Origin of the sequence: Rhodococcus sp. Eu-32 (assembly GCF_003336925.1) — a bacterium.
GTDB classification, from domain to species: Bacteria; Actinomycetota; Actinomycetes; order Mycobacteriales; family Mycobacteriaceae; genus Rhodococcoides; species Rhodococcoides kyotonensis_B.
In genome coordinates this window covers 1-436 of the sequence record NZ_QGNK01000080.1, presented here as the reverse complement: position 1 = coordinate 436, position 436 = coordinate 1, and the positions used below count along the sequence as shown (strand labels likewise).

1 protein-coding gene is annotated in these 436 nt (G+C 49.3%); it reads left to right on the top strand.

All coding sequences use genetic code 11. The features are described 5' to 3' along the window. Positions 1-105 precede the first annotated feature (105 nt). On the top strand, positions 106-436 hold a 331-nt coding region (locus tag DK926_RS26375), incomplete at its 3' end, for a zinc ribbon domain-containing protein YjdM (RefSeq protein ID WP_114332840.1).

Here is a 436-nt window from a genome sequence, read left to right as displayed (position 1 = left end):
AATAGTCCCGACAACGCTAAGGATTTTGTGTATAATTGCGGCCTTTTTCGGCGATCTGCCATTTTTGGGCGCGTTTGCCCCCGCTGACTTTTTGAGGATACCAACATGTCATTACCCCACTGCCCGCAATGTAACTCCGAATATACCTACGAAGATAACGGCATGTTCATCTGCCCGGAATGCGCTCACGAATGGAACGATGCGGAACCCGCTCAGGAGAGCGATGAGCTGATTGTCAAAGACGCCAACGGCAACCTGCTGGCGGACGGCGATAGCGTCACCATCGTGAAAGATCTGAAAGTAAAAGGTAGCTCTTCCATGCTGAAAATCGGCACCAAAGTGAAGAACATTCGTCTGGTTGAAGGCGACCATAACATCGACTGCAAAATCGATGGTTTTGGCCCGATGAAACTGAAATCCGAGTTCGTGAAAAAGA